Genomic DNA, 18,518 nt, shown 5'->3' with positions numbered 1-18,518 from the left:
ACGAATGACCCGAGCAGCCGTGGCCCTATGGGTGGGGTCCGTGGCCGTCGTCGTTGGACTCGTCGCCGTGATCGGTTCGGTCGGACGTGCGGTACCGGCCGAACCGATTCCGGAGACGGCGGCGGGGTCTCCGGGTGCCGGTCCCGTCGTGGCGTTCTACGGGGACTCCTACACGCTCGGGACCGGAGCTTCGGGCACTGAACACCGGTGGTCGACGCTCCTGTCCGTGGAGCACGGCTGGACCGAGGTGAATCCGAGCGTGAACGGTCTCGGTTTTGTGAACCACCGGGCCGACGTGTCCGACGATCTCGTCGACCAGGTCATCGCAGCCCACCCCGACATCGTGATCGTGACGATGGGTCTCAACGACAACTTCTCGATGCCCGCTCGCGCCGACCGCATCCGCGCTGCCATCACGGCCGACTTCACCAGAATCAGTGAGGCGCTGCCGGTCGCACGCGTCATCGTGGTCGAACCGTTCTGGTACACCGACGAGCGGCCCGGCTCGGTGCAGCAGATCATCGACTGGGAGAGCGCGGGCGCGGCGGCGATCGATGCCGACTACATTCCCGGTGCCTCGCACTGGCTCGACGGCCACCCGGAGTGGAAGGCCGGCGACGGCCTGCATCCGAACGATGAGGGGTATCGCGTGCTCGCCGATCGCATGGACGAGGCACTCAGGAGCCTCGGCGTCTAGGAGTCGCGCGGCGACGGATACTCCGAGGGCCAATTCCCGACTCTCCTCACCATGCGTCGGCTTCGGCCTGCTGTCCACCGGTCGACGACCGCCCTGCGGATGGTCGCCCACCCGCGGCATCCTGTCCGTGGGAGGCACTCGTGGCACGCAAAGACGATCTGGGCAGGCTCGGTGAGGAGCACGCGGCACGGTTCCTGATGAAGGCCGGGTACACGCTCCTCGCCCGCAACTGGCGGTGCGAACAGGGCGAGATAGACATCGTCGTCGAGCACGACGGGGAGGTCGCCTTCGTGGAGGTGAAGACGCGGTCGGGGACCGGCTTCGGGCATCCGTTCGAGGCGATCACGGTCGTGAAGCTCGCCCGCCTCCGCCGCCTCGCAGCGGCGTGGTGCGAGGAGGCGGATACCTGGCCGGGTCGGATCAGGATCGACGCGATCGCGGTCCTCCTCGCCCCCGGCGCCGTGCCGGTGATCGAGCACCTGCCCGGTGTGTTCTAGTGAGCGTGTTCTAGTGAGCGTGTCCAGCGAGCGTGTTCTCGTGCGTGCCCTCTGATGGGCGCGAGCTGATGGGCCTCGCCCGCACTCACGCCGTCGCCCTGCTCGGGCTGACCGGGGCACTCGTCGAAGTCGAGGCCGATATCTCGAGCCAGCTCCCGGGCATGGTGCTGATCGGGCTGCCGGACGCCGCGCTGTCCGAGGCGACCGAACGGGTCAGGGCCGCGGCCAAGAACTCCGGCTCCCCGCTGACCCACAACAAGCTCACGATCAACCTGTCGCCCGCGGCGCTCCCCAAACACGGTTCGGGCTTCGACCTCGCGATCGCGCTCGCGTGCCTCGCCGCGGACGGGGTGGTCGCGGCCGGTTCGGTCGGCTCGGTCGTCCACATCGGCGAGCTCGCGCTCGACGGGCGCCTTCGACCCGTCCCGGGCATGCTTCCCGCGGTGATCGCGGCGTCGCGGCTCGGCCACCGTACCGTCATGGTTCCCGCCGGAAATGCCGCGGAGGCGGAACTCGTGCCCGGCGTCACCGTGATCGGGGTCGCCTCCCTCCGTGAGGCGGCGATCTGGCACGGGGCCGAGCTCACGCCCGTGCCGGTTGACGCGATCGAGTGGCCCGCCGAAGCCGGACCAGCCGGGAATGACGCCGAAACCGGTTCGATGGACCTTGCCGACGTCATCGGCAATGAGGACGCGATCCTGGCCCTGCAGATCGCCGCGGCTGGCGGGCACCATCTCTTCATGCTGGGTCCGCCGGGATCCGGCAAGACCATGCTGGCCGCCCGCCTGCCTGGACTTCTGCCCGACCTGGACCCGGCCGCCTCCCTCGAGGCGAGTTCGCTGCGATCCCTCGGCGGCCGCGGACTCGGCCGTTCCCTCGTGACCCGGCCGCCGCTCGAATCGCCGCACCACACCGCGACGGCCGCGGCCATGGTCGGCGGCGGCAGCGGACAGATCCGGCCGGGTGCCGCTGCCCGAGCCTGCCACGGTGTGCTCTTCCTCGACGAGGCTCCCGAGTTCGCATCCACCGTGCTCGACGCCCTCCGGCAGCCGCTCGAATCAGGGACGATCAGCATCCACCGTGCCAACGCCGTCGCGCACTTCCCGGCGCGGTTCCAGCTCGTTTATGTTTATGTACTTGTTGACACGTTGGTGGTAGCTTCCCCGGTGTGAACGGTGCGGATTTGCCGAGGAAGCGGTCGTCGCTAGATCTGCGTGCCCGCTGGAAAGTTTGGTACACCACGCGGGGTGTCGGCCACGCGGATGAGTTTGGGGCGCTCGCTCCCGGTTTACAGTCACGGGTCGAATGGCTAGATGAACACGCGATTCAGGAGGGACTTCCATTCTTGATAGCGCCGGACGGGGCTTTTGATGTCGAGCTGAATTCGTTCTTCTTGACGGTTCGGATGGCCGGATTCTCCGCGAATACCCAGACCGCCTATGCCGTTGACATGGCTCGTTTTTTTGATTTTCTTTGGCATAATCGCGACAGCAACGGTCCTAGGCTTTGGCGAGATGCGACAGTCGAAGATCGCCGCGCATATTTCGTCTGGAGGAACTTGGACGAGAGAGGTCCAAGGGTGGAGGCGAGCACGTGGAATCGGGAAGTTGCGACTCTGGGCGGCTTCTATACATGGGCCAGTCAAAAACGACTCATTGGAAAGTCGCCAATGTCCATGCGGCCTTCTCGCAAGCGTCCGTTCGGCCGCACCTTTCCACGCCAAGACTGGAGCATCGAGACCCCGAGCGAGAAGCGACGAGATACTGGCGAACCCAGTGTCAACTGGCTAACCCCGTCCGAATACCGTCGGTGGCGTGACGTCGGAATCAGGGGGTTTGGCGCGGACGGATTCCGTGACCGGAACTTCCGTGGAGATTTGGCTGGCCGGAACGTGGTCTTCGCGGATCTAATGATCCGTACTGGCCTGCGGCTGTCGGAAGAAGCTAGCCTCACGATCTTCGACATCCCTCCTCGCGATGTTCATAGGGACTACGTCGCGGGCAAGATATCGAAGCGTACTGCCAAGTACGAATCAGGACGGACCGTATATTACCCGAGCACTGTGCTTCGGGACCTTGAAGCATACGTTCGCGGGGATCGAGCGGAATCCATCGAGCGTGCCTATGCAAATGGTCACAACATTCCTCGTTCTGATTCCTTTCTCGTGCATGACCCGACAATCCCGATTGCTCGGACTCCGGACGGACGAAGCGTACGAATCGCGAAATTGAACCCGGCTGAGCGTAGGCGTGTCCTGGTACGTCGCGACGGATACTGGGAGCCGGCTCTGGTTTGGCTGACTCAAGGTGGGCTCCCGATGTCCACCCGCAGTTGGCAGAGCGTGTTCAAAGACGCCAACTCCCGCTGCGAGCGTCATGACGTTCGGATCAAATGCCATCCGCATGCCCTGCGGCACTCGTATGCAGTGATTGAGCTTGAACGGAGACAGCAGATGCAGTTACTTGCTCTGAGCATGTCCGAACCCGATCGAAGGACGTACGCCCGGCTAATCCACGGCGATCCGCTGGATTGGGTGCGGATACGGCTTGGACACGCGTCAAAGTTGACGACTTTAAAGTATGTACACGCACTGGCGGATATGGACCCGGAAACGAGGCGCGACGTTGCAAGTGCCGATTGGGGGTTCCCGGATGCGGAGAACGAATCGGGGGAGTCGCGAAAGGAACGGGACACTTGACTCCCGGAAAGGGAACTCATACGGCTAGTGGGCGCCGCTCCGTGCAGCCACTAGGCCGATATGACGTCCCAGATAGGATCCACTCGGTACTTGGGGGGTCGTTCGACGTCGACTTCACTGGGCTCGATGGGCGAGGCAAAACCTATAGAACTGCGAAATGGCCATTACCAGAACTTCATTTGGACATCTGTAGGTCCTTTGTGTTGATCCAGTATGCGCATCGTTATGACGACCTACCTCGGCTTTGAGCCGGAGGTCAACGAATTCGCGAAATCGACAGTTCTTTTTGCCGCAAGCACGGCGAAGATCGCGGCAGATGGCATGGCTGCTTTCGCCCATTGACCGGCCGCTCGGTCCTTCGGCGCAAACATTGCCTCATCGTAGACGGTGGGCCATTTTTGACTCTGACTTTGTCGAGAGTTACCTGCCGCCTTCAGCTACGTGACCGAAACATTGGCACTTGCTGGTGTACTTCCTGGCCGCGGATTGCTGCACTTGCCTGGCGATCACGTTGTCGAGGGAGTAGCCGGGATGGACCTCGATTGGCGAGCAACCGTTGCCTTTGCAGATCGATCGTTTCCGAATATCGCGATCTTGCTGGCGTTCAAACGCTTCAGCGTCCCCAAAATACTCAACAGGATCCGATTGCTGGGCACCGAAGCACTCAACGCCGATGTTGTGATCGGAAAAATAGATGTCCAGACTCTGCGGAGCCAGCCAGCCAGCCAGCCGGGGCGGGCCTGATTTACCATCGTTCCTCGCAGAAGTGTCATTTCGGAAACCCAGCCCTCGCCAACGCGAGGTATCGCAGCGACATCCCTGAACGCATTCTGGGCAGCCAGGGCTAGCGCACGTAGGCGCGCGAAGAGCAGTGCCCAGTCAGGAGTTACCGGGGCCGACGACACCGGCCACTCGATTGGCTCACGATGGTCGGGGTGCCCCTCGAAGGCCTGCGTGAACCTATCTGGCCCGTCGTCCTGTCGCGCCGTTGTGAGAATCTCCCGAATCTGGGAACCAGTGAAGCGACTCACAACTTCGTCCTCGATCGAACCTGTGACGGCCTCCACGGAATCGCCAGCCGTCACTCTTCGCCAGAAATCCTCAATAGTGATAATTCCATTGAGGCTCTGGAAATCATCCAACGAAAGCTGCAGCGCAGCTACGACAGCGCCGATGTCGTGGCCGCTGTGCGGTCATACATCGCCGCCGACTAGGGATTTGTGGTGAGGGAGCGGGTGGGATGATGACGGATCCTAGCCGGGAGACAATCGGGCGATGGCCCGAGACGGTATTGGTGCCCGGAAAAACCAGAAAAACTACTTCTTGACGAATTGGCCAGTAGCCGCCGGTGGGAGGGCAGCGCGAAACAGATTGAGACTGACGCGACGTCGATTGGCGGCGCAAAGCGTAGCGATGTGCACCTCCCCGGCCGACTGCGTCAAGCGGCCGGTCCGCACGGACAGGGCGAGTATGTCAGTGGTTGAAAGCACCTTGACACCAAGCTTTTTGTCCTTGACGTAACGGCCAACGCCTCCGTCGTCGGTGATCACGAGGGCAGAAAGATTCCGTCTTTCTATGATGGCCAGAGTCTCCGCCTCGCCATAACTCTTCGGAAACGGCTCATATGGGGCGGCAATGTCGTTGCGAATGGCGCGCCCGTCTACTCTCTCTGCTGCGGTGGGCATTAGAGGCTCAGCCATCATTGCGGCCACAGTTCCCAGCGTGGGGTAGAGGCCAGTAAGCACCGACAGTTCACATTCTGCAGCGACGGCAGCTACCCACGCACCTTTTCCCTGGAGGAGTTCCTTTAGTAACGGCAGTTGCCCAATGATGGCGAAGTTAATCAGGACGGTATTGTCCGGGAAGATGTAGTCCGGTGCGGTCACGCCTTTGACAACCCAAATAGTTCGACCAGTTCATCGACGTCGGCTGGTTCCGGGAGCGCGTAGGGATCCTCCCCGGCTTCCAGAGGAGCTCCTAGCATCCACGCAAGCGTCTTCGGATGCTGGTCGGACTCCTCGTGCTCCACCAGAAGTCGCGTGGGGAAACGTCGCGCGGCCGCATCGCGCACTCGAGCGGTAACCGGATCTTGGCTCGGCCCCTCGACGCTGACATGTCGGCGAAGCATAGATAGCAGCGGTTCGTTGCAAACTGGGGCCGGGAGTCCGAGCGACGTGAGGCGGGTTGAAAGCGCCTGCATCGACGCCCCTGACCGCCAGAGGAAATGAGAAAGTTCTGCGTCGGAGATTGACTCCCAATTCGTATCACGTATGAGCTTCTCTGGAAGCAGCAACTCCTTTGCGAATCTGTTTGCCGCAAATTCTCCGTCGGCGGCCGCGCCACCGTATAACGGGGCGAAATGACCGTTCGCAACATGCCATAGCTCGTGTGCGATCGTCCAGTTCTGACGTCCCCAGAACACTTGAGTTGGGACGACGATGACAGTCGCGTTAGGCAGCTTCAGCGACAGCCCCGAGTGCCCCGCAAGTTCAGCCTTTACGACATCGACAGCGAACGTACGCTCGACTGCGTCCGCGAAGTGGCGAGGCCAATCCGTTCCGAACTTCAAGTCCAATAGACGACGAACCTCAGCCGGGTCTGTGGGCACTGGCACGGCTACGTCCAAGGCGGGCAGTTCGCCCGCCTGCTCGTAGGCGAGCGCGATGCCAGAGACGAGAGACATCGTGTCCTCGCTTAATGAGGACGAGTATTCGCCAGCTGCATAATCGTGGCGCGCTGCAAGTGCGATCGGAAACGGATCCTCGCCGAGCAGCAGCCAATCGGTGCTGACACGCAATTGCGCCGCAAGTGCGGCAACTTCGGAGCCGGCCAACCCGCGCTTGCCCGTCATCACTCGGGACAGCGCTGACGGGTCCATTTCAATGCGGCGCGCTAACTCCGCTTGCGACACCCCAGGTAAAGCGGCGTGCAGGCGCTCTGCAATGCGTCCAGCAATTTCGTCCATGGCATCACTCTATCTCGCACGTTGCGATTATCACAACGCCCCTGTCTGTCGGTATTTTACGGGGTGCCCGACACTTATTGCCCTCCGGCTGGACGGTGGGACAGGCGAGATCTATCGCGGGAGTAACATCTCGGGCTGGTCCTTTCGCCAGATCTGTCCCGAGGGCGACGGTGCGGGCTAAGGGCGCCAACGGCGCGCAGACCTACCGTTTTCGGTCGGCCGGAACGCGTAGAACCCCTGCAGCTGTTGGGTTGCGCGCATCCCGCGAGATCAGTGGTTGCAACATGGCTTCTCCGGCGGCGGCTGCGGGCTAGTCTGCTAAGGAGGCAGACCAACCAACGTTCAGATTGTCGAGACCTTCACGGTGAGCGCTCTCCCACCCACTGGCTACTACCTCTACAAGGTCTCAGGGCCTACAGAGGACGGGGAATTTTCCTACATCGGCCAAGCACGCAGCGCCCAACGTGTCCTGTCGCATCTCAGCTCGTCATCGAATAGGAAGCTGAGGCCTCGACTGGCCAATGCCACGACTTGGCCCTCGATCCAGTGCATGCTTCTGCCGGAGAAGTGTCATGGTGATCTCGGAATCGGTGAGTCTGCCTTTATCGCAATCGAGAGGACGCTCGACGGGACTGAGTGCTTCAACGGCCGGAATGAAGGTGGCACGAAGTGGTTCCCGGCGCAAGGGTCATCAGAGTATCCAGACCTACTGGCACGTCAGAGCCTCGATACCGACCAGTTGTGGTCGTTCGAGTTCTGCAGAGAATCCAATAGGGTGGCGGTTCGTGAGGGTATTGACCTCTTGATTGACAAAAAGCCTCTTCCTACGCGATTCGAATTCCTGCCCCAGGGTGGGGAGCCCATTGATCGCGTTTCAGCCATTGACCTGCACGATCGCCTGGACCGGGAGGGGATATCGTCCGCCTTTGTGGTGATGATCAATCACGAAGAGTCGGCTGATCGACCGCCTATCTCGCCATGGACGACAAGTGCGCAGCTTGCGGAACGGTGCCTCAAGTGGTGGCCGACGTCGATGACTCGAGGTCGCCAAGTGGCGGAGAATCCTCCCGAGGCACTGATTGCAGTCCTCGGAGATCCTGCCTTTCGAATAGTGATTGGCGCTTGGAAGCTTCGGCCTGATGGCTATGATCTGGAGACCGGAGAATGTAGGCCGCTTACGCAGGATGCAGACTTCTGTGAATTGCAGGGATCCGTTCTGTCGCCAGCGGTGCGCTTCAATCAGGCGAGATACCCAATACTTTGGGCACACAACAGAGAACTCACTCTCGTCGGTTACTAGAACGAAAGGACGATGCGCGCGGCAAGGGTTGCGCCCAGTCCCATTTTGCCCGGTATGGCCGCTGTGTCGACCTGGCCACGATGATGTTATCGCCCCGTCCCCGACCTTTGGAGGCCACGTGGGCGGACGACAGCTAGAGTTCCACGTCCTCGGGAGGGATCGTCGTAGGTACGATCCGGGCAGCTTTGTCCTTACGCCGGTGGAGATGTCCTTGGGCGGGGTTGCTGTCGCGGAATGGCCCGTTTCCTTTGTCGAAGTTGATGGCGGCTTGACGGTCCCAGTGGCTGATCCACCAGAAGGAAATGGCGCCTGCGTCGCCGTCCACGACGCTGGCATCGGCTTGCATTCTGGCGTGCCAGAGGGCCTTGAACCGAGCAATGGCCTACGGGTGCAACCACCATTGGGTGCGCCAGGGCGTCGGATGCAGGTGGGGCATCAGTTGCCGAGTTTCATGGGGTAGGTGTCGTTCGGGTCGACGGCGATGTGGACGTGGGTGTGCTGCGGGGATCATCGAACTCTCAGATGCACTTTGAGGGCCATGTGAGTTTCTACAGTGAGACAAAGCCGAATTCACGAGCCAGGCCAAAATCGACACTCTGACACTTAATTCTTGTATTCATAAGATGGCCGCGAATCCGTGCCCGTGTGGGCAGTACGGCGTTGCAGGACTCGAGTGCTCGTGTCCGCCGAGCGCGCGGCGCCGATACCTCGCCCGCATCTCCGGGCCGCTGCTCGACCGGATCGACATTCAACTGCACGTGAACCGGATCACGGCCGCCCAGCTGCGGTTCGCCGGGGAGGAGCCCCGCCTCACCAGGCTCCGCGGCGCGGGAACGCGTGGCCCGGGCCCGAGGCGCCGCACGCGAGCGCCTCGCCGGCACGCCCTGGTCGCTCAATTCCACGGTGCCCGGGTCGTGGCTCCGCGGCCGGCAGCTTCGCCTGGACCGGGCGACGACGGCCGCGCTCGACCGGGCACTGGAACGCGGCGGCATCACGATGCGCGGCTACGACCGGGTGCTCCGCATCGCCTGGTCTATCGCCGATCTCGAGGGCGCCGATCGGCCAGGCACTGAGGAGCTCGGGCAGGCGCTCTACCTGCGCACCGGCTGAAGCCGGACATCCACCGACGGAAGGACGACACGCACAATGCCATTCGAACCCGACGAGACCACGATGATCGACCTCGCGGCCGGCGTACGCCCACCCGGGGCCGCCCTGACGACAGAACTCGCCGCCGAGCCTGCACGCGCGTGCGGCCTGGTCGTGCATCAGCGAACCTGGCGACGGAACCGCGGGCCTCCTCGTTGCGGCGCTCGGCGCCGTCCCCGCCCTGCGACTCGTGATCGAGGCCTGGCCGCACGATCGCGTCGCCGGGGAGCTCCTCGCCGTCGGGGTGGAGCAGGGAACGGTCGCCGCCGCGGGAATCGACCGCGCCCTCGAGCGCTGGCGTCCGCGGCTCGATCCCGTAGTCGTCACGATCGCGCTGCGGCAGGCAGCCCGATCGGGGGCGCGGCTCGCCATTCCCGGTGACCACGACTGGCCGGCCGGACTCGACGACCTCGGCGCTCACGCCCCACTCGCCCTCTGGTGGCGCGGTCCGGCGGATGCCCTCGGCGCGTTCGGCCGGTCGATCGCCCTCGTCGGAGCCCGGGCCGCCACCCGCTACGGCGAGCATGTCGCGATGGAAGCGTCAGCCGGCCTCGTCGACCGGGGATTCGCGATCGTCAGTGGTGCGGCCTACGGGATCGACGGGATGGCGCACAAAGCCGCGCTCGCGAGCGGTGGCCGAACGGTGGCGTTTCTCGCCGGGGGAGTGGACCGCCCCTATCCGAGCGGGCACGTCGACCTCCTCGAGCGGATCGCGGGGGAGGGCGCCGTCATCTCCGAGCTTCCGTGCGGGGCCGCGCCCACCAAGTGGCGGTTCCTGCAGCGGAACCGTCTGATTGCGGCGAGCAGCCTCGCCACGATCGTCCTGGAGGCCGGGTGGCGCTCCGGGTCGCTGAACACCGCCGGCCATGCGGCGACCCTCGGGCGGCCGCTCGGCGCCGTGCCCGGCCCGGTCACCTCACCGGCCTCTGCCGGGTGCCACCGGCTGATCCGGGAGTACGACGCCGTCTGCGTGACGACGGCCGCAGAGATGGCGGAGCTCGTCGCCGAGCACCTGGTCCAGGTGCCGCTCGACTTCCCGGAGCCGGAGAACGGGATCGAGGGCACCGGGCGCACCAGCGAACAGGTGCGGGTCTTCGACGCCCTGAGCGGCCGGTCTCCACGCGAGATCGGCGATCTCGCCCGTCGCGCCGGCCTCTCCACCATGTCCGTGCGTGCCGCGCTCGGAGCCCTCGGACTTGAAGGCGCGGCGCGCGAGCGTTCGACCGGCTGGGTGCGGAACGCCTGAGTCGGCCAGACGACGACGGTGGATCACCGCGGGTGTCGGCCGGTGTCCGCTGCGGCGTTGCCTGCGGCGGAACCGACTGCCGCTACCGAGATTCCTGCGGCCGAACCGACGGCCGCTGCCGCGATGGCTGCGGCGGAACGGACAGCCGCTGGCCGGCCCCGAAATCGGCCTGCCGCGAAACCGTCAGCCCTGGTACAGGCCGGCCGGCGTCTCCTCGCCGTCGTGGCCGGCGGTGTCGCACGCCCGCCGCACGGCCGCGAGGGAGTCAGCGACATCGGCGGCATCCGTCGACCAGTTGCTGACCGAGATGCGCAGGACCGCGCGCCCGCGCCAGACGGAACCGGACATCCAGGTGGTGCCCTGGCCGAGTAACAGCTCGGTCACGCGCCGCGTGCGGGCGTCACTGCCGAAGCTCACGCACACCTGGGTGAAGACCACATCGTTGACGACCTCGGCGCCGGGAATGTGCGCGAGGCCCTCGGCGAGGGAACGGGCGTGACCGGCCAGGCGTTCGACGAGGTCGATCGTGCCGGATCGCCCGAGCGACCGCAACGCCGCCCACACCGGGATGCCGCGGGCCCGGCGGGACAACTCCGGCACCTTCTCGAAGGGATCGCCAGGGCCGTCGGTCGCCGGCTGAAGCAGGTAACTCGTGTGCACGCCGAACACGGACCGGACCGTCGCCGGACTCGCGACGATCGCGATCCCGCAGTCATAGGGCACGTTGAGGGTCTTGTGCGCGTCGGTCGCCCACGAGTCGGCCCCTCTCGACGCCCGCCACGAGCCCGCGGTAGGTCGGGCTCGCCGCGGCCCAGAGACCGAACGCGCCGTCCACGTGCACCCAGGCGTGGTGTTCCCGCGCGACCCGGATCGCCGCCGTCATCGGATCGAAGGCACCGGAGTGCAGGTTCCCCGCCTGCAGACACACGATGGCCGGACCCTCGCCGTCCTGCATCGCGGCCGCCAGGGCGCGGGGATCCAGCCTGCCCTGCGCGTCGGCCGCAACGGCGATGGGTTCGCCGAGGCCGAGGTACCGGAGCGCGAGGTCCATCACCGCGTGCCGCTCCTCACCCACGAACACCCGCACGCGCGGCGAACCGGACAGCCCGTCCCTGCTGACGTTCCAGCCCACCCGCTCGAGCACCCACTGGCGCCCGGCAGCGAGCCCGACGAAGTTGGCCATGGTGGCCCCTGTGGTGAATCCGACGTCGGAACCGGACGGCAACCCCAGCAGATCGAGCACCCACGCTCCGGCGGCCTCCTCGGCAGCGGCAGTGGCCGGCGTCGCGAAGCGCATGGCGGCATTCTGGTCCCAGGCGCTGACGAGCCAGTCTGCGGCCAGCGCTGCCGGAAGGGTCCCGCCGATCACCCAGCCGAAGAACCTGCCGGAGGGCATGGCCATCAACCCGGGTTCGGCGAGGGCGGCCAGCTCATCGACCACGGATGCCGCGGGGGTCGGGGACTCCGGCAGCGGTCCTGAGAACAGTTCCGCGAGAGTATCCGCGTCGGCGCGCGGCCCCACCGGGCGGGTGCCGAGCGAACCGAGCCACGCGAGCGCGTGCTCCCTGGCCCGCCCCAGTGCCTCGTCGTATGCGCCGGGCTGAGCTGACATGGGGCCATGCTAGTCCCGGCCGTCCACCCCGAACAGTCCGTGCCCGCAACGGCGTCGGGCATGACTCCTGCAAATTTCCGGCTCACCGAAACGGAGTCCCGGAATTCCGCGGCTGACGATCTCGCCGGGCAGAATTTGAAGGAGGTATGCCCAACTGACGGGGGAGAACAGGGTAGACAGGGGGCATGACCGAGTACTCAGATCCCGGACGTGACGGCTCCGGCCGTGAGAACGGCATGCGCGCCGGAGTCACCGAAGCCGCGCACTTCGGCGACGAACGCACGACGATATCGGGGTTCCTGCGGCGTCAGCGGGACCTCGTCGCCTGGAAAGTCGGCGATGCGTCCGACGCAGCACTCCGGTCCGTCGCCACTCCGACCGGAATGACCGCGCACGGCATCGTCCGTCATCTCATGAATGTGGAGCGTTCCTGGGTGCGCGACGTCTTCGCCGGAGAGGAGGGGCTGCCCTTCGACTGGAGTGACGAGGATCCCGACGGCGAGTTCCACGTGCCACCCGAAGTGACCATGGCCGAGCTGCTCGCCGACTACGCGGCGGAGGCGCGTCGCTGCGACGCGATCATCGCGGCGGCCGTCTCACTCGACGCCGTCTCGGTGCGCCGCAGTTTCAGCCTGCGCTGGATCCTGATCCATCTGGTCGAGGAGACCGCACGGCACGTCGGTCACCTCGACCTGCTGCGGGAGCGAACCGACGGCAGCGTCGGGGAAGACCCGCAGGACTGATCGACGCGGCCGGGGCTCCGATGCTGTGTCGGTGCCAGGCCCTAGTCTGGAGCGGACGAAGGGTGAGCCATGAGCGGTGTTCCAATGGGCCAGATCCAGTTGGGCCAGTACGGACCGGCGAGCCACGTCATCGCGCACATCAGCGACACGCACTTCCTGAGCGCAGGCAAACCCCTGTACGGCACCGTGGACACCGACACTCCCGTGCACGAAGCCCTCGCCCAGCTGGAACGCTCGGGGCAGCCGATCGACGCCCTTGTCTTCACCGGTGACATCGCCGACACCGGCGAAGCGGCTGCCTATCGGCGCATCAGGGACCTCGTCGAGTCCGCAGCCGATCGGCTCGGCGCCCGGGTCGTCTGGGTGATGGGAAACCACGACAAACGGGCGCCCTTCCGCAGTGAGCTGCTCGGCGAGACCGGGTACGGGGCATCCGCCGCCGAACCCGTCGACGCGGTGCACGATCTCGACGGACTCCGCCTGATCGTCCTCGACACGAGCGTTCCCGGCTACCACCATGGCATGCTCACCGCGGGGCAGCTGAAATGGCTGGCCGAGGTACTGAGCGAACCGGCCCCGCACGGCACGCTCCTCGCCCTGCACCACCCGCCGATTCCGACCATGGTGCCCCTCATGAGCCTGCTCGAGCTCAGGGACCAGGCCGGCCTGGCCGAGGTCGTCGCCGGAAGCGACATCCGCGGCATTCTCGGCGGGCACCTGCACTACGCCACGACAGGGATGTTCGCGGGCGTCCCCGTCTCGGTCGCCGCGGCCACCTGCTACACGATCGACCCGAGCGCGCCGGCCAGGGAACTCACGGGCGTGCGCGGCGGCCAATCGATCAACCTCGTGCATGTGTACCCGGAGAGCATCGTGCACTCCCACGTCGTGCTCGGCGACTTCGATCCGGCGACCCGTTTCGACTCCGCGTTCCTGGCCCGTATCGAAGCGATGAGCCCCGACGAGCGCACCGAGGCCTTCTCACGCCAGGCGTGAGTGCGGTGGCGGGCGGCGGGCGGATGCCCCTCGACGCCCTGCTTGAGGACTTCACCGTGTATCTGTCCGCAGAGCGCGGCTTCTCGCCGAACACCGTCCGCGCCTACCGCACAGACCTCCGCGGTCTTCTCGCCTTTGCTGAGGGCCGCGCGGTCTGCGACGCCGACGGCCTCACCCTCGACCTGCTGCGCGACTGGCTGTGGGTGGCGACCCAGGCCGGCCTGTCCAAGGCGACGATCGCACGACGATCCGCCTCCGCCCGCAGCTTCACGGCCTGGCTGACCCGCACCGGAGTGAGCCCCCTCGACCCGGCCGTACGCCTGCGGTCGCCCAAACCGGGTCGAACCCTGCCCCGGGTGATCAACCGGGCGCAGATGCAGGCCCTCCTCGATCATCTCGAGCCTGCGGGCCCGGGTCGGCGGTCCGCATGAGCCTGCGTGACCAGGCCATCGTCGAGCCTGCTCTACGCCTCCGGGCTGCGCGTGTCCGAGCTCGTCGGTCTCGACGTTCCCGACGTCGATCTCGCCCAGCTCACCGTGCGGGTCACCGGCAAGGGCTCCAAGGAGCGTGTCGTTCCCTTCGGCGTTCCTGCCCAGCGCGCACTCGTCGCCTACCTCGACCGTGCCCGCCCGCTGCTGCTCACGGCAGTGGAGAAACCCGACGGGAGCACTCCTGCGGGCCCCGTTTCGGGCCCGGCCGGACGCCCAGCCGCGCTGTTCCTCGCGACCCACCGACGTCGCATCGGAGTGCGGGCGGTGTACCGCCTGGTCGCCGGGCTCCTCGCCGAAATTCCAGGCAACGGGCCCGCCGGGCCGCACGCCTTGCGCCACACCGCGGCCACTCATCTCCTCGACGGCGGGGCCGACCTGCGCGCCGTGCAGGAACTGCTTGGTCACGCGAGCCTCGGCACGACCCAGATCTACACGCATGTCTCTGCGGAACGATTGAGGCAGAGCTACCAGAACGCTCACCCGCGGGCCTGACCTCCGCCGATTCCCCGGAGTGGGTCCTGCACGTGGCCGTCTTTCTCGAGCCCGTCTTCCTGCAGCACGGCGCGCCACAATTCTTGATCGCGCGCACTGCGACGGGAATCCTGCCGCTGCCTGAGCACGGTGGCCGACTCGGCCGGAAGCAGCACGGCGTGCGGGACCCCGCCGAGGTACCGCATCGGCGATACGTACCGGCCGGAGGTTCGTGCCCCGAGGTGCAGGCAGCCGTCACCACAGTGGCCACCTGTCGCGACCCGGCCGATGAGCTGGCCACGCCGCACGGCGTCCCCGGCCGCGACAAGCGCCAGGACGGGTTCCATGCTCGACACGAGGCCGTCGCCGTGGCTGAGGGAGACCGCGGGTCTGTCGACCACGATCCCGGCGAAGGTCACGGTACCGTCCGCGACGGCATAGACCGGGTCGCCGGCGTGCGCGGCCAGGTCGATTCCGCGGTGCCCGTCGGCGTACTCCGAGACGGGCGCACGGAACTCCCGGAGGACGCGATGCGGCAGAGCGAGCGGCCATGCCCACGCCACCGGTTCCGTCGGCCTCGGCGTCGCCGCCGGGTTCTGCATCGACTCTCGCTCGGCGACTGGTTCGCCCTGACCGGCCGACGCTGGTGCGACGGCGAAGGAGACCAGGAGGGCGGCGACCAGGGCGACTGCGGTGCGGCGGTGAATCGGCATGTGCCCAGACTCCGGCACTCGGTGGGGGCGTCGGGCCCGCTCGCAGCGGGTGGTGCAGAAGTCGAGAACAGCGCCGGCTGGTGAGGACAGGCCGAGGGGGACATCCACTCATCGGAACGGTCGAGACCTGGCGGGAACCGGGTTCGCCGGGTGCTAAAGTTATGGCAGCAGCGCTTCGTGCGCTGACTACGCGTGCCCATTCGGCCACCACCTCCATTCGGTCCGGCTTCCTCGGAAGCCAGGCGGAGGTGCGCCGGGCACCAGGAGTCGTGATCGACCGATCAGGACACGAACCGATTGGCGTTTTGCCGCGTACGCGGCGCGCCGGACAAGGAGTACGGCTCATGGCCGTCGTCACCATCCGCCAGCTGCTCGACAGCGGCGTGCACTTTGGACACCAGACCCGCCGTTGGAACCCGAAGATGAAGCGATTCATCTTCACGGAGCGCTCGGGCATCTACATCATCGACCTGCAGCAGTCCCTCGGCTTCGTCGACAAGGCCTATGACTTCGTCAAGGAGACCGTCGCCCACGGCGGCACGATCCTCTTCGTCGGCACCAAGAAGCAGGCGCAGGAATCGATCTCCGAGCAGGCCATCCGTGTCGGCCAGCCGTACGTCAACCAGCGCTGGCTCGGTGGCCTCCTCACCAACTTCCAGACCGTCTCCAAGCGTCTGGCCCGCATGAAAGAGCTCGAAGAGCTCGACTTCGAGGACACCGCCAAGAGCGGGTTCACGAAGAAGGAAATGCTCATCAAGAAGCGCGAGCTCGTCAAGCTGCACAAGAGCCTCGGCGGTATCCGCAACCTCACGAAGACGCCGTCCGCGCTCTGGGTTGTCGACACCAACAAGGAGCACCTCGCCATTGACGAAGCCCGCAAGCTCGGCATCCCCGTCATCGCGATCCTCGACACCAACTGCGACCCCGACGACGTGCAGTACCCGATCCCGGGCAACGACGACGCCATCCGTTCCGTCGGCCTGCTGACCCGCATCATCGCGGACGCCGCAGCCGAAGGCCTGATCCAGCGCCACGCCAAGCCGGAGGCCGAAATCGAGCCCCTCGCCGCCTGGGAAGCCGAACTGCTGAAGACCGAGGATGTCGCCGCAACCGACGCCACCCCCGAGCAGTCCTCTGCCGAGACCGCTGAGGTCGCCGACGCAACCGTCGCCACCGAGCAGGTCGTCGAAGAAGCAGCCGACGTGGCAGCCGTTGTTGCCACCGAAGCTCCCGCCGAAGAAACCAAGTAAGGAACCCGGTATGGCCAGCATCAGCCTGCAAGACGTCAAAGCCCTCCGTGAACGCCTCGGTACGGGCATGGTCGACACCAAGAACGCCCTCGTCGAAGCCGACGGCGACATGGAGAAGGCCGTTGAGATCCTGCGTCTCAAGGGTGCGAAGGGCAACGCCAAGCGCGCTGACCGTTCCACCTCTGAGGGCCTCGTCGCCGCCAAGGAAATCGGCACGACCGCAACGTTGATCGAGCTCGCGTGCGAGACCGACTTCGTCGCCAAGGGTGTCAAGTTCGGCGCTCTCGCCGAGAAGGTTCTGGACGCGGTTGCCGCTGCCGGAGCCACCTCGGTCGCGGAAGGCCTCGCGGCCCCCGCCGGCAGCCAGACCGTCGCCGAACTGATCGACGGCGAAGCCGCGATCATCGGTGAGAAGTTCGAGCCTGCGTCGCGTCGCATCCGTCACGGGTGAGAAGTTCGCGATCTACCTGCACAAGACGAGCAAGGACCTGCCCCCGCAGGTCGGCGTCGTCGTGGGTTACTCGGGAGAGGACGCTGACACCGCACGCAGCGTCGCCCAGCACATCTCCTTCGCGAACCCGGAGTACCTCGACCGCGAGAACGTCCCCACGGACCTCGTCGAGGCCGAGCGCCGCATCGTCACCGAGATCTCGAAGAACGAGGGCAAGCCGGAAGCGGCACTGCCCAAGATCGTCGAAGGCCGCATCCACGCCTACTTCAAGCAGGTCGCCCTGCTCGAGCAGGACTACGCGAAGGACAACAAGCTGTCCGTCGCTCAGGTGCTGAAGGACGCCGGTCTCACGGTGTCCGGATTCGCCCGCTTCAAGGTCGGCGCCTAGGCAATAGGCTCGCAGTACCAATGATGGAGACCGGCTTGCGCGAGCAGGCCGGTCTCCATTGCTGTGTCCGCACTGAGTCGGCACACAGTAGTTTTAGATCAGGCACAACGGAAGGACCCCCAGGGCATGTCAGATTCGGGTAAGAAGCGCAGAGTCCTTCTCAAACTCTCCGGCGAAGCGTTCGGCGCAGGAAGCCTGGGAGTGAACCCGGATGTGATCAGCTCACTGGCCCGGGAGATCGCCGAGGCGGCGCAGACCGTGGAAATCGCCGTCGTCGTCGGCGGAGGGAACTTCTTCCGCGGCGCGGAACTATCCCAGCGCGGAATGGACAGAGGCCGGGCCGACTACATGGGCATGCTCGGCACGGTGATGAACGCCCTCGCCCTCCAGGACTTCCTGGAACAGGCGGGAGCCGAGACCCGGGTCCAGTCCGCGATCGCGATGACCCAGGTCGCCGAGCCGTATATCCCGCGGCGGGCCGAGCGCCACCTCGAAAAGGGACGCGTCGTCATCTTCGGTGCCGGGGCAGGCTTGCCGTACTTCTCCACGGACACCGTCGCGGCGCAGCGCGCCCTCGAAATCGGCGCCGACATCGTCCTCGTCGCCAAGAACGGCGTCGACGGCGTCTACTCTGACGACCCGCGCACCAACCCGGACGCGGAACTGATCCACCACCTCACGTACCAGGACGCCCTGCAGCGCGGCCTGAAGGTCGTCGACTCGACCGCCTTCAGCCTCTGCATGGACAACGGGATGCCGATGCAGGTCTTCGGAATGGCGCCACAGGGCAATGTCACCGCCGCCATCCTCGGAGCCGATCTGGGAACCCTCGTCTCCAACTAAACTTGTCG

Annotated in this window: 18 protein-coding genes and 4 pseudogenes; 17 read left to right on the top strand and 5 right to left on the bottom strand. The window is 65.7% G+C overall.

Translation table 11 applies throughout. The annotated features are described in order from the left end of the window. Positions 1 to 40: 40 nt before the first annotated feature. The 6 genes and pseudogenes from KIV56_RS04160 to KIV56_RS04140 all read left to right on the top strand — a co-directional run bounded on the left by KIV56_RS04160 (position 41) and on the right by KIV56_RS04140 (position 5,106). Entirely contained in the window at positions 41 to 697 is a 657-nt protein-coding gene (locus KIV56_RS04160; protein WP_281535262.1) for an SGNH/GDSL hydrolase family protein, read from the top strand. 140 nt (positions 698 to 837) lie between these two features. Beyond that, on the top strand, positions 838 to 1,194 hold the full coding sequence (locus tag KIV56_RS04155; protein WP_281535261.1) for a YraN family protein: 357 nt from the start codon (positions 838 to 840) through the stop codon (positions 1,192 to 1,194). Positions 1,195 to 1,262: 68 nt separating this feature from the next. After that, positions 1,263 to 2,318: pseudogene (locus tag KIV56_RS04150) on the top strand (YifB family Mg chelatase-like AAA ATPase); the annotation flags it as partial. 281 nt (positions 2,319 to 2,599) lie between these two features. Then, on the top strand, positions 2,600 to 3,892 hold the full coding sequence (locus KIV56_RS20210) for a tyrosine-type recombinase/integrase (protein ID WP_432432630.1): 1,293 nt from the start codon (positions 2,600 to 2,602) through the stop codon (positions 3,890 to 3,892). 441 nt (positions 3,893 to 4,333) lie between these two features. Next, positions 4,334 to 4,636, top strand: a complete 303-nt coding sequence (locus KIV56_RS04145) for a hypothetical protein (protein WP_281535260.1) — start codon at positions 4,334 to 4,336, stop codon at positions 4,634 to 4,636. A 182-nt stretch (positions 4,637 to 4,818) separates the two neighbouring features. After that, positions 4,819 to 5,106, top strand: a complete 288-nt coding sequence (locus tag KIV56_RS04140; RefSeq protein ID WP_281535259.1) for a hypothetical protein — start codon at positions 4,819 to 4,821, stop codon at positions 5,104 to 5,106. A 102-nt stretch (positions 5,107 to 5,208) separates the two neighbouring features. Here KIV56_RS04140 and KIV56_RS04135 read toward each other — a convergent pair whose 3' ends face one another. After that, positions 5,209 to 5,778, bottom strand: coding sequence for a hypothetical protein (locus tag KIV56_RS04135; protein ID WP_281535258.1), 570 nt, complete (start codon positions 5,776 to 5,778; stop codon positions 5,209 to 5,211). Further along, positions 5,775 to 6,857: a helix-turn-helix domain-containing protein gene (locus KIV56_RS04130; protein WP_281535257.1), complete on the bottom strand. Its 1,083-nt coding sequence runs from the start codon at positions 6,855 to 6,857 to the stop codon at positions 5,775 to 5,777. Before KIV56_RS04130 ends, KIV56_RS04135 begins: the two co-directional genes overlap by 4 nt. 550 nt (positions 6,858 to 7,407) lie before the next feature. Here KIV56_RS04130 and KIV56_RS04125 point away from each other — a divergent pair. After that, the gene (locus KIV56_RS04125; RefSeq protein WP_281535256.1) at positions 7,408 to 8,157 is read left to right on the top strand and encodes a hypothetical protein; all 750 of its coding nucleotides are present in this window, start codon (positions 7,408 to 7,410) and stop codon (positions 8,155 to 8,157) included. A gap of 133 nt (positions 8,158 to 8,290) precedes the next feature. Here the strand turns inward: KIV56_RS04125 and KIV56_RS20205 are convergent, their stop codons facing one another. Then, on the bottom strand, positions 8,291 to 8,536 hold the full coding sequence (locus KIV56_RS20205) for a DUF4913 domain-containing protein (RefSeq protein ID WP_432432629.1): 246 nt from the start codon (positions 8,534 to 8,536) through the stop codon (positions 8,291 to 8,293). 244 nt (positions 8,537 to 8,780) lie between these two features. Between KIV56_RS20205 and KIV56_RS04120 the strand changes: the two are divergent. The 3 genes and pseudogenes from KIV56_RS04120 to dprA all read left to right on the top strand — a co-directional run. Continuing rightward, a pseudogene (locus KIV56_RS04120) lies at positions 8,781 to 8,879 on the top strand (ATP-binding protein); the annotation flags it as partial. 115 nt (positions 8,880 to 8,994) lie between these two features. Continuing rightward, a complete protein-coding gene (locus tag KIV56_RS04115) occupies positions 8,995 to 9,267 on the top strand; it encodes a hypothetical protein (protein WP_281535255.1) in 273 nt (90 codons plus the stop codon). A 229-nt stretch (positions 9,268 to 9,496) separates the two neighbouring features. Continuing rightward, on the top strand, positions 9,497 to 10,552 hold the full coding sequence (gene dprA / locus KIV56_RS04110) for a DNA-processing protein DprA (RefSeq protein WP_281535254.1): 1,056 nt from the start codon (positions 9,497 to 9,499) through the stop codon (positions 10,550 to 10,552). A gap of 183 nt (positions 10,553 to 10,735) precedes the next feature. On the opposite strand, the pseudogene KIV56_RS04105 reads toward dprA, so the two are convergent. Then, positions 10,736 to 12,164, bottom strand: a pseudogene (locus KIV56_RS04105) (pyridoxal phosphate-dependent decarboxylase family protein). Between the two features lie 185 nt (positions 12,165 to 12,349). Here KIV56_RS04105 and KIV56_RS04100 point away from each other — a divergent pair. The 4 genes from KIV56_RS04100 to KIV56_RS20195 all read left to right on the top strand — a co-directional run bounded on the left by KIV56_RS04100 (position 12,350) and on the right by KIV56_RS20195 (position 14,886). Next, positions 12,350 to 12,907, top strand: coding sequence for a DinB family protein (locus KIV56_RS04100; protein WP_281535253.1), 558 nt, complete (start codon positions 12,350 to 12,352; stop codon positions 12,905 to 12,907). 69 nt (positions 12,908 to 12,976) lie between these two features. Further along, complete coding sequence (locus KIV56_RS04095; RefSeq protein ID WP_281535252.1) at positions 12,977 to 13,903, top strand: phosphodiesterase; 927 nt, start codon at positions 12,977 to 12,979, stop codon at positions 13,901 to 13,903. Next, entirely contained in the window at positions 13,900 to 14,334 is a 435-nt protein-coding gene (locus tag KIV56_RS20200) for a site-specific integrase (protein ID WP_432432599.1), read from the top strand. The genes KIV56_RS04095 and KIV56_RS20200 overlap by 4 nt, the downstream gene beginning before the upstream one ends. A gap of 6 nt (positions 14,335 to 14,340) precedes the next feature. Continuing rightward, the gene (locus KIV56_RS20195; RefSeq protein ID WP_432432598.1) at positions 14,341 to 14,886 is read left to right on the top strand and encodes a tyrosine-type recombinase/integrase; all 546 of its coding nucleotides are present in this window, start codon (positions 14,341 to 14,343) and stop codon (positions 14,884 to 14,886) included. Here KIV56_RS20195 and KIV56_RS04085 read toward each other — a convergent pair. Further along, positions 14,871 to 15,578, bottom strand: a complete 708-nt coding sequence (locus KIV56_RS04085) for a M23 family metallopeptidase (protein ID WP_281535251.1) — start codon at positions 15,576 to 15,578, stop codon at positions 14,871 to 14,873. The genes KIV56_RS20195 and KIV56_RS04085 overlap by 16 nt on opposite strands. A gap of 344 nt (positions 15,579 to 15,922) precedes the next feature. Here KIV56_RS04085 and rpsB point away from each other — a divergent pair, with 344 nt between their 5' ends. The 3 genes and pseudogenes from rpsB (at position 15,923) to pyrH (ending at position 18,510) form a co-directional block, all read left to right on the top strand. Further along, on the top strand, positions 15,923 to 16,828 hold the full coding sequence (rpsB, locus tag KIV56_RS04080) for a 30S ribosomal protein S2 (RefSeq protein WP_281535250.1): 906 nt from the start codon (positions 15,923 to 15,925) through the stop codon (positions 16,826 to 16,828). A 10-nt stretch (positions 16,829 to 16,838) separates the two neighbouring features. Beyond that, positions 16,839 to 17,667, top strand: a pseudogene (tsf, locus tag KIV56_RS04075) (translation elongation factor Ts). Positions 17,668 to 17,793: 126 nt separating this feature from the next. Then, positions 17,794 to 18,510: a UMP kinase gene (gene pyrH / locus KIV56_RS04070; RefSeq protein ID WP_134532307.1), complete on the top strand. Its 717-nt coding sequence runs from the start codon at positions 17,794 to 17,796 to the stop codon at positions 18,508 to 18,510. Positions 18,511 to 18,518 lie beyond the last annotated feature (8 nt).

This window comes from Cryobacterium breve (genome assembly GCF_027594785.1).
Taxonomy (GTDB): domain Bacteria; phylum Actinomycetota; class Actinomycetes; order Actinomycetales; family Microbacteriaceae; genus Cryobacterium; species Cryobacterium breve_A.
The sequence above is the reverse complement of the archived record's forward strand: the minus strand, read 5'-3'. Positions and strand labels throughout refer to the sequence as shown.